The following is a 10267-nucleotide window of genomic DNA, read 5'->3' on the forward strand; positions in this document are numbered from 1 at the left end:
ACAGGTCCGAAATACGTACCCTCATCCCATTTCGAACGTCTTCCCCGCGAGGGCGGGCACTTCCTTCCCACCGATCCAGAGGCCGTAGGTCTTGTCTTGCAGCATCAGTGAACTCCTTTCACATGAGTTGGGGAGCGGAGGAACGCCGTTTGAGCGCGATTGAGCGCGGGCGCATCGGTCGCCGCACGCGGGACCTTGGCGGTCCCGTGCGCGGTCGCGTCCGGTTTCAGGCGCTGCGCCGCCGGTTCTGCGTTGGGGTTGCATTCCCAAAGGGGCGCCCGTCGGTGCGTTGGGTCGACGGGGCCCGGTGAAGCCAGAACGCGGCGCATCCGGTGCTTGTCCGGTGCATATCCGCTCCAGGTGAAGTCAGCGTAACCGCGGGGCGCGCCGTCAAGGATCGGTCAAAGGTCGATTCGGGCTCCTCCATCGGGAGGAGGGGATCCGCCGAAAGGCTGCGTTTTCGCGTTTTGGCTATTGCGGCGATTGCGCGTCCGCCTATGAGGGCGAAAGGGGAGAGTTGCGGTATTCGCTTCGGGCGCAGGCGACATGCAGGAATTCGTGATGCGCGGCGCCCTTCGGGAAAAGCACGGGGCGTTCCGCCCTGCCGCTTTCCACCTCAGAGGCCCTCGGGAAGGGTACTTCGCCCCCGTCGTGGCCCGGGCGAGACGCCCGGGACGCTCAGGCGTTTTCGAGAATTTTCCCGAGCGGGGCGCATCGCCCGCGTCTCGGGCCCGCGCGGATAAGGCAAAATACTGAATCGACTCTGAAGGCGATGCCGGCGGGGCGCAGGGGGAGAGGTTCCCCCGGGCCCCTCGACCGGCGGCGGCTTCGGAGAGGGAGAGCCGGGGAGGCGTCGGAGACGCGCCCGCCCCGCGACGGTTTCCGCAAGACCCCAGACCCGCATCAACGAGAAGACCCTGCCTGACGGCTTTTCGAACCGTCGACACCGCCTCATCGTTCGCCGCCCGTCCGCCCAGACGGGCGGATTCGACGTGCGTGCTCCGGGGCCGCGCATGCCCATCCGTCCGCTTCGTCCTTCTCCGGAGCTTGACCCGCCTTCCGTCAAAGAATCCGACCCCGGGCGCTTCGGCGCTCACTTGCCGCACCATAAGGACAACCATGGACGAACTCATCTACGGCGTCTGGGAAGGCCGACCCTACGACAACCGGCGCCGCCCCGAAGGGGAATCGCCCGAAGGGCTCGACCTCGAAGGCTTCATGAGCTTCAATTCAGGAAACCCGGTCACCGGGTTCGTGGGTCCCCAGGGATTCCTGATCTTCGACAACCGCGTCACCTTGGCGCACACCCTTTGGCGCTACTACGAGCGCACGATGAAGCTCTCGTGCGGGCGCTGCACGCCCTGCCGCATGGGGTCGGTCGTGATCGCCGAAGCCCTGGAGAAGGCCGCGAAGGGCGAAGGGCGCGCGGTCGATTGGGAGCTCGTCATGGAGGTCGCCCGGCAGATGCGCGAGACGTCGCTCTGCGGGATCGGGCTCACGACGCCCGAGGCGCTGATCGGCGCTCTGACCTACTTCCCCGAACTTCTGCGCGACGCGCCGGCCCAGCCCCCGGTGAAGCACGACTTCTACGCGGTGGCGACCGCGCCCTGCATCGAAGCCTGCCCCGCGCACGTCAACATTCCTCGCTACATCGACTACATCCGGGACGGCCATCCCGAGCTCGCGACGGGGGTGCTGCTGGAGCACTACCCCTTGGTCGGCTCCTGCGGGCGCGTCTGCGTGCGCCCGTGCGAAAAGGCCTGCGTGCGCAACAAGGTCGACGCCCCGGTCTCGATCAAGGACCTGAAGCGCTACGCCGCGGACCACGCGGGGGCGCCCATCGAGCAGCTCTTCATCGAGAGCGAAAAGCCGGCGGCGACGCCGGTCTCCGCGCACGTCGCGGTCGTGGGGGCGGGCCCCGCGGGGATCAACTGCGCGTACCACCTTTTGAAGCGCGGCCACTTCGTCGACATCTTCGAAGCGAAGCCCCACGCGGGCGGCATGGCGCGCCTGGGGATTCCGGCGTACCGGCTTCCGAACGACCTCCTGGCGAGCGAAACCGAAGCGATCGAACGCATGGGCGGGCGGTACTTCTTTGAGAAGGCCCTGGGGCGCGACTTCACGATCGATTCGCTCCTGAAGCGCGGCTACCGCGCGGTGTTCCTGGGCGTGGGCTGCGCGTTGGGGCAGCATCTCGGTCTCCCCGACGAGGACGTCACGGCCAAGGGGTACTTGAAAGGCCTCGACTTCCTTTTGGACATCGAAGCGAAGCAGACCGAAGGCGTTGAGCTGGAATTGGACGGCGACGTCGTCGTGGTCGGCTGCGGGAACGTCGCGATGGACTGCTGCCGCTCCGCGCGCCGACTTCTCAAAAACGGGCGCGTGACGGTGTCGTACCGCCGCACCCGCGCGAGCGCTCCGGCCGACCCCGCCGAAATCACGGCGGCCTTGGAAGAGGACATCGAATTCGCGTTCCTGACGGCGCCGAAGCGCGTTCTGGTCGAGGACGGTCGGGTGGTCGGGATCGAGTTGGTCCGCATGGAAGAGACCGAACCCGACGCGTCCGGCCGCCGCGGCGTGCGCGCCGTCGAGGGGAGCGAATTCGTGATCCCCTGCCGATACGTGATCGCCGCCATCGGTCAGAAGATGGACGGCTCGATCTTCTGCGAGAAGGACGGCATCCGCTTGACCCGCAGGGGCACGATCGAGGTGAAGGACGACCTTTCGACCTCGCGCCCCGGCGTCTTCGCCGGGGGCGACGCCGCTGCGGGCCCCACGTCCCTCATTTGGGGGATGGCGGACGGCCAGACCGCCGCGCAGTCGATCCACGAGTGGCTCCTCACCGAAGACACGGGCTTCATCCCGCGCCGCCGGATGACCGCGATGATCCACGACGCGAAGCTTCTGGATCACTGCCCGGCGCCCCGCGCCGGGGCCGTGCTCCCGACGCCGCGCCACCACGTGGCGCACCTCCCTGCCGACGAGCGCATCCACCACTGGGAGGAAGTCGAATTCGGCATGACGGATGCGGAGGCGAGGCGCGAAGCGTCCCGCTGCATGCGCTGCTACCGGCTCTTCGCCGCGGCGACGCTCCTCCCGATTCCGGGCAAATCCGAACTGGAGGCGCTCTGATGACGGAGAACGTGATGAATGAAGCAGTGAAGGGAGAGGCGGCGATGACGAATGAACACAACGGGGTGGCGGACCTCCGCGCGGTGATCAACGGGCGCGAGGTGGCGTTCCGCGAGGGCGAAACGGTTCTGGAAGCCGCGCGCCGCGAGGGCGTCTTCATCGAGACGCTCTGCGAATTCGCGGAAATGGGGCACCGCCCGGGAACCTGCCGCATGTGCCTGGTGGAGGTGACGCCCGTGGAGGGCGACGCGTTCGTCGCGACCTCCTGCGACACGGTGCTGCGCGCGGGCTGGAGGGTCGAAACCAAGACCGCGAAGATCCGCCGGATGCAGAAGCTCCAACTGGAACTCCTGATGGCCGACCACTGCCAGGACTGCGCGCGCTGCTCGCGCCATGGGGCGTGCGAATTGCAGTCCGCGGGGATGCGCCTGGGGCTTCGCGCCCCCGCGCGCATCCACTTCCGCCCGAAGGCGGCGGAGCGGCGCTATGACGACTCCCGCCGGGCATTGGTCTTTGACGGGAGCCGGTGCGTGCGGTGCCTGCGCTGCGTCGAAGCCTGCCGCAAGGTGGCGGGGCAGAGCGCGCTCACCTTGAACGGCGTGGGGACCTCGGCCGCGATCGGCTTCGGGCCGGTCGGCATGAAGTGGGCCGAGAGCAGCCGCTGCGTCGCCTGCGGGCAGTGCACGTTGGTGTGCCCGACAGGGGCGTTGTCGGAAAAGGACCAGGGCGACGTGCTCCTCGACTGGATCGAGGATCCGGCGGTCACGACCGTCGTGCAGACGGCGCCCGCGGTGCGGGTGCAGCTGGGCGAAGCCTTCGGGCTCCCGCCCGGGACCAACGTCGAAGGCCGCATCACGGCGGCGTTGAAAGCCTTGGGCGTCGACTTCGTGATGGACACGCGCTGGTCCGCCGACGTGACGATCATGGAGGAGGGGACGGAGGTTCTCGCCAAACTCAAGGCCGACCGTGAGGCCGGCCGCCGCGGCACGTACTTCACGTCCTGCTGCCCGGGCTGGGTGAACTACGTCGAGCTTTCCGCCCCGGAATTGACCCCGAACTTGTCCTCCACCCGCAGCCCCCAGGCGATCTTCGGCGCCCTGTCGAAGACCTATCTGCCTCAAAAGAAGGGGCTCGATGCCAAGGCGATCCGCACCATCGCCATCATGCCCTGCACCGCGAAGAAGGAGGAGGCCGCGAGGCCCACGCTCGTCCGCGAAGCGGGCGTGCAGGACACCGACCTCGTGCTCACCACCCGCGAATTCGCGGCGGTGCTGCGCCGCGCCGGGATCGACCTCGCGCAGATGCCCGAAGTCCCGTACGACTCGCCCTTCATGAGCGCGTCGTCCGGGGCCGGGGCGCTCTTCGGCGCGACCGGGGGCGTGATGGAGGCCGCCGTGCGCACGATGCGCGCGGTGACGGGGGTCGACGACAAGACCTGGCGCCCGGCCTTCGAGGCCGTGCGCGGCATGGATGGGATCAAGGAGGCCGAAGTGGAACTCCCCGGCGTGGGCGTGATCCGGATCGCGGTCGTGCATGGTCTTGCGAACGTGAAGACCGTGGTGGAGGCCGTGAAGAGGGGCGAATCCCGTTGGGACTTCGTCGAAGTGATGGCCTGCCCCGGCGGCTGCGTCGGGGGCGGGGGCGCGGGCCGCGGGCAGCGGACGCCCCGCGCGGCGTTGCCGTCACGCCTTCAGGGCATCTGGAAGATTGATGCCGAGGCGCCGATCCGCGCCTCGCACGAGAACCCGGACGTGCGGCGGTTGTACGAAGACTTCCTGGGCGAGCCGGGCTCGCACTTGGCGCACGATCTTCTTCACTGCGAGTACCGGGACCGCCGGGCGGCGCCCAATCCCCCGTCCGCGGAGCAGCTCTTCCGGACGGTGGAGTTGACGGGGTATTGAACCCAGGAAAAGAAGGAGCAAACGCCATGACGGCGAAAGAACCACCCCGAAACGTCATCGACCCACCCCGAAGCACCGACGGCTTCCGAGCCATCCGTGAGGAAGGGTGGTGCTTCGTCGACAAGACGGACGTCATCGCCCGGCTCGCCGACGTCGGCGACTTTCTGATTTTTCTCCGGCCCGCGGGCTTCGGGAAGAGCCTTCTCGTTTCCACTTTGGCCGCCATGTGGCGGGGCGGACCGGACGCCGTCCGGGGTCTTCGCGCGGAAGGCCGTTGGCGCCATGAATCGTGCCGGGTCGTGGTGATCGACCTTTCAGCAATCCATCTGCCGAACCCCTGGAACGCAGGGGCTTTCGCGTCGGCGGCGGACGAGCTTCTGCGGCATGCATTCGCGCCTGCGGGATTCGCGACGGCTGCTGAGCCGATGGAGCCGCTCGCGCGATGGCGCGCGTTTTTGGAAGCCTCGCGGGGCGTCGTGCTCCTCATCGACGGCATCGACGCGCCTCTGCGGAAGGCTCCCGAGGAGGGCCGGACGGAGGTCGGGCGCTTCCTCGAGGGTTTCCTCACGATGGTGAAGAACCTCGGGAGCGGCCTGCGGTTCTGCCTCATCACGGGCGAAGCCATGGGGCTCGATCTCGCGGCGGCGGTCAACAACTTCTCGGACGTCTCGGGCGACCTGCCTTTCGGTGACCTTCTAGGCTTCACGACGGCAGATCTCCGCACCGGCCTTCGGCCGCTTGTTGAGCGGAAGGCGGAGGCCTTGGGGACGACGCCGGAGGCGGTGGTCGAGCAGATTGAGCGCACCTGGGAAGGACGGACCTTCGATGAGCTGCGCCGCACCCGCGTCGCGCAGCCTGCGGCCGTGCTCGCGTTTCTCACGGGGGACGAGGGGTTCCCGGGCGGGTGAAGCCCGGCACTCCGTCGGCGGAACTCCAAAAGAAGAGGCCCGTCCCGGTCCGTCCGCGGCCGGTCGGGACATCCGGTGGCCGGGCTCCCGCGCCCGGGAACGTTCAGGATCGTCCAAGAACGCCGAAGTCCGGAGGGCGCGTGGCCGTCCGGGCTTCGGGGAATGCGGTCGAAAGGGGATCAGGGAGCCGGTCGGAGCCGGTCAGAGTCGATCAAAGAGACGCGCCCAACTTCCTCGCTTCGTCGAGCGCGCCGGTTTCTTCCAAGGGGCGCATCGCGAGCCCCAGGCCGAAGACCTGACCCGCGTTCGTCCACTTGAGGTACCCGCAGATCGCGCGGAACTGGGCGGAAAGGGGCTCCATCGCTTCCGGCGCGGGGCCTGCGGCGACGGCAAGCAGAACCGCCTTCAAGCCCTTGGCGGCCACTTCGTCGTTGCGGGAGACGAAGCGGTCGACGACGGCTTTGAGCTGCGCGGTCATCCCGTAGTAGTACAAGGGCGTCGCGAGCACGACCGCGTCCGCCTTGAGAAGCGACGTGAAGACCTTCGCCATGCCGTCCGTGTCGACGTCCTCACCCTTGGTGAGGCGCTCGAGAAGCGCGTTCGTGCAGGGCTCGATCGTGAGCGTTTCGACGTCGATGCGCTCGACCTCGTGGCCCGCGGCGCGGGCGCCTTCCGAGAAGGCTTCGGCCAAAGCGGCGGTGGTGCCTTCGAGGTGGGGGCTGCCCATCAAGAGACAGATCTTCATGGTGTTGGTCCTTTGGGTTGAATTCGATTTTCGGGGGCGCACCGGGAACATTCAGGTGTCCGGGCGCCCGGGCCCCAAGAAGTGTAGGGCCTCCGCGGTGAATCTGCTTCACCGGGAGGCCCGTGGGTGGGGGTGTCGAGGTCAGGCGCGTCAGCCCTGCGGCTTCGGCTGTGCCTTGGCGGCCTCGGCCCGCCGGCGGCGTTCGGCCTGAACGAGTGCCAGCATCCGACCGCTCTCCTTCATTGCGGTGTCGGCCCAGCTGCCGAACCAGCCGCGGGCGGTCATGAAGCGCGAGATGAAGGCGTCGCGGTCGCGGCGAAGCACCATGTCGAGCTCCGGCGCCAAGCTCTCGACGTAGGCGCGGATGATGTCGGCGTTCGCTTCGGAACTCAAGACGATGTCGGCGTAGAGCCGGGGATCCTGTGCGAAAAGACGCCCCACCATCTCGAGCTCCAACCGGTAGATGGGGGACGAGAGCGCGAGGATCTGGCGCAGATCCGGCCGGATCTTCGAGAGGAAGACGCCGTAGGCGTAGGTCGTGAAGTGGCGGAGCGCCTGGATGATGCTCATCGAGCGGTCGTGGTCCGCGGCGGAGCATTCGACGACGGAGACGTCTTCGGACAAAAGGTCCCGGCGGAGTTCTTCCGAGGCTTCGGGGCAGCGTGCCCGGACGTAGACGAAGACCTGACGCGCGAGGTCGACGACGTCCGGCCCGAACATCGGGTGCATGCCGAGGACGGGGCCGGTGTGGGCCTTCAACATCGCTTCGACCGGCGCGCGCTTCACGCTCGTCACGTCGCAGAGCAGCGTGTCGGGGTCAAGAAGCGGCCCCAACTGCTTGATCACCGCGATCGTCACGTCGATCGGCGCCGACACGACGACGATCCCGGCCCCCGCGAGAATCTCGCGCGCGCGGGGCCAGTCGTCCCGCTCCAGAATCCGCACGGGGTGGCCGTGACGTCGGAAGAACGCCTGGAGGATCTTCCCCATGCCGCCCGCACCGCCCACGATGACGACGGGCTTGCGGGAGGGTTCGGCCTGCGCGGGAAGAGCCGGATCAGCGGCCCCGGCGGCTTCACCGGAGGAAGCCGCTCCGAAGGCCGCATCCGCCGCATCGCCCGGCATCGGATCGAGCCACGCGCGCTTTTCGACGAGCCGGATCCCTGCGGCGTCCCGCCACATGGCGAGCCACCCGTCGACGGCGGGCGTGTCGTCCAGGACGGCGCGCAGGCGCCACCCGTCGGGGAGCTTCGTCAGTTCCTGCTCGGCGCGGAAAGGCGTCTCTCTGAGGTTCCGGGCGGTGACGTCGCTCGTGAACTCCACGATGAGTTCGATCTTCTGGCCGTTCGAGTAGTTGAAGTGGCGCGAGGTCACGTAGGCTTCCAACGAAAACCCTTCGGGGCGGCGCGCCTGGCGCTCCAGAAGGTGCGCGCGCTTCATGCGGTGGAGCGCGAGGTGCCGCACGTCGTCGTAGTTTTCAAAGACGCAGACGAGGTAGAGGCGGCTGTCCTGCTGAACGAGCCCCAGAGGGGAGACCGTCCCCACCGTTTCGTGCCCCTGGGTGTTGACGTACTTGATCTCGATGAGGCTCCCGCGAAAGAGCGCTTCGCTCACGGTCTCGAAGACCTTCCCGTCGATCGCGGGCGGCACGACGGGAAGGGCGGGCGAGACGAAGGCGACTTTGTTCAGCCACGCCCTGGCCTTTTCGCTCCGGGCGTCCTCGTGAAGGACGTCCTTCGCCGCGTCGAAGAGCGAGGCCATCCCGCGCGCGATGTAGGGCGGGAGCTGGTGCTTCAGGTGCTCTTCGCAGAGCCGCAGCGTCAACGCTTCGCGGGGCGTCAGCCTCGTCGTCGCCAAGTCCGAGACGTCGGGCCCGCGCCGGTACCGGTAGGGCTTCGTCGTCTTGTCGACTTCGACGTTCATGTCGGAGGAGAGGACGAGGGACGAGAGCGCCCGCTGAAGACGCCTCGTCGGCACGTCGACGCCGTCGTCGGACAAGCGTTGGGCGAGTTCAGAAGAGGAGATCCAGCGGCCTCTGGGAATGCGCCTCAGGATGGCGATCAAGGTCGTCGCCTCGGTGAGGGCGTCGGTCGTGCGGGTCATGGTCGGTCCGGGTTGGGTAGTCGGTCGAATGACCCATCTTACCGCGGCCGCCGGGCTTCGAAGGCGGTGAATCCTCGGTGGAAGCGCGTAGGTGGAAACGGCAGAGCGTCGTGTGTTGACGCAGGAGGGCGGCCCCATGAGGGGCCCGGGAAGAGGCCGCCCGGGGCGCGAAAAAAGGCCCCGGACCCTTGCGGGTGCCGGGGCAAACTCACATTCACTCAAAGAACCGGGGGCCGGGATCGGAAGGTTCCGGTTCCCGGGGAGAAACGTTCGTCAGTTCTTCGCGACCTGCTGGCCGGCGATGCGGCCGAAGACCAGGCAGTCGAGAATGGCGACGGAACCGAGACGCACGGCGCCGTGGACGCCGCCCGTGGCTTCACCGGCCGCAAAGAGGTTCTTGATCGGCTTGTCCGTGCGCACGTCGAGGACGCGGCAGGTTTCGTCCGTCAGGAGCCCGCCCATGCAGTGGTGAACCTTCGGCTGGCAGAGGCCCGCGTACCAGGGGCCGTCGACCATCGGAACCTGGTCGTTGTTGATGTAGCGGCCGAGCTGCGGGTCGTTCTTCGACTTGACGGCTTCGTTGAAGGCGTCGATCGTGGCCTTGAGGTTTTCGTAGGGGATCTTCGTGCCCTTGGCGAGATCCTCAAGGGTGTCGTACTTCTCGACGATCTTCTGTTCGAGCATGCGTTCAAGGAACCCCGGGCGCTGCTTCTTCAAGGGACCGACGTTGGGTTCGTTGCAGAGCGCCCAGCACTGGCGGCCGGCCTGCTGCTCGACCATGATCGCGTCGGCGCGGACCTTGCGGTTCGCGAGTTCGTTCACGAAGCGCTTGCCGTCGGTGTTGACCCACACGCCGTATTCGGCGGCCGCGGTCTGGTTGAACTGCCAACCGATGCCCATGCCCTTTTCCTTCGGGTTGCCCCAAGGACCGCACTGGATCCAGTCGGCCTGGATCTGCAGGCACCCGATCGCGGCGGTTTCACGCCAAAGCTCAGAGGTGGCGCCCGGCTGGTTCGTCGTGTCGAGCGTGGCGTCCAACTTCGGGTCCTGGTGCATGCGGAAGGTCACGTCCGCGGAGAAGCCGCCGTAGCAGAGGACGACCCCCTTCGTGGCGCGGATGAACTTCGTCTTCCCGCTCTTCGCGTCCGGGAAGCGGTAGCCTTCGCGGACTTCAAGACCGAGGACTTCGCCTTCTTCCGTGCGGATGATGTGTTCGACGTAGCAGCGCTTGCGGATGGGCACGCCGAGCTTCTCGCACATCGCGATTTCCTTCGTGACGATCCCCGAGCCCGAGCCGTTCGTCGTCGTGACGTAGCGCGGAACCGAGTGGCCGCCTTCCTGACCGATCGCGTCCGGGAGGTACTCGACGCCGAGTTCCTTCACGGTCCATTCGTAGTTGGAGAGGGCGTGTTCGGCCATGAGACGGACCTTCTTGCGGTCGTTCATGTAGACCTGAACTTCCCGCCGATTTGACACTC

Annotated in this window: 6 protein-coding genes; 3 read left to right on the forward strand and 3 right to left on the reverse strand. The window is 67.4% G+C overall.

Going from position 1 to position 10267, the window contains the following annotated elements; genetic code table 11:
- The first annotated feature begins 1119 nt into the window (after positions 1–1119).
- From HMPREF9440_RS01010 to HMPREF9440_RS01020, 3 genes are read left to right on the forward strand one after another with little or no spacing between them, the layout of a single operon-like run.
- Complete coding sequence (locus tag HMPREF9440_RS01010; RefSeq protein WP_008540628.1) at positions 1120–3132, forward strand: FAD-dependent oxidoreductase; 2013 nt, start codon at positions 1120–1122, stop codon at positions 3130–3132.
- Between the two features lie 14 nt (positions 3133–3146).
- Positions 3147–5033, forward strand: coding sequence for a [FeFe] hydrogenase, group A (locus HMPREF9440_RS01015; protein ID WP_172634264.1), 1887 nt, complete (start codon positions 3147–3149; stop codon positions 5031–5033).
- Positions 5034–5059: 26 nt separating this feature from the next.
- A complete protein-coding gene (locus tag HMPREF9440_RS01020; RefSeq protein WP_008540632.1) occupies positions 5060–5941 on the forward strand; it encodes an AAA family ATPase in 882 nt (293 codons plus the stop codon).
- A 211-nt stretch (positions 5942–6152) separates the two neighbouring features.
- Here the strand turns inward: HMPREF9440_RS01020 and HMPREF9440_RS01025 are convergent, their stop codons facing one another.
- The 3 genes from HMPREF9440_RS01025 to HMPREF9440_RS01040 all read right to left on the reverse strand — a co-directional run.
- Positions 6153–6686, reverse strand: a complete 534-nt coding sequence (locus HMPREF9440_RS01025) for a flavodoxin family protein (RefSeq protein ID WP_008540634.1) — start codon at positions 6684–6686, stop codon at positions 6153–6155.
- Between the two features lie 150 nt (positions 6687–6836).
- Positions 6837–8789: a bifunctional chorismate mutase/prephenate dehydrogenase gene (tyrA, locus tag HMPREF9440_RS11775; RefSeq protein ID WP_008540635.1), complete on the reverse strand. Its 1953-nt coding sequence runs from the start codon at positions 8787–8789 to the stop codon at positions 6837–6839.
- Positions 8790–9062: 273 nt separating this feature from the next.
- The coding region (locus HMPREF9440_RS01040; protein ID WP_040763165.1) for a flavocytochrome c at positions 9063–10267 on the reverse strand (1205 nt) is incomplete at its 5' end.

This window comes from Sutterella parvirubra YIT 11816 (genome assembly GCF_000250875.1).
GTDB lineage: Bacteria > Pseudomonadota > Gammaproteobacteria > Burkholderiales > Burkholderiaceae_F > Sutterella > Sutterella parvirubra.

Excerpts from the sequence above, each read along its gene's own strand:
- HMPREF9440_RS01015 (WP_172634264.1), top strand. The coding sequence starts at position 3,147 with ATGAATGAAGCAGTGAAGGGAGAGGCGGCGATGACGAATGAACACAAC.
- HMPREF9440_RS01020 (WP_008540632.1), top strand. The coding sequence starts at position 5,060 with ATGACGGCGAAAGAACCACCCCGAAACGTCATCGACCCACCCCGAAGC.
- HMPREF9440_RS01025 (WP_008540634.1), bottom strand. The coding sequence starts at position 6,686 with ATGAAGATCTGTCTCTTGATGGGCAGCCCCCACCTCGAAGGCACCACC.
- HMPREF9440_RS01010 (WP_008540628.1), top strand. The coding sequence starts at position 1,120 with ATGGACGAACTCATCTACGGCGTCTGGGAAGGCCGACCCTACGACAAC.
- tyrA (WP_008540635.1), bottom strand. The coding sequence starts at position 8,789 with ATGACCCGCACGACCGACGCCCTCACCGAGGCGACGACCTTGATCGCC.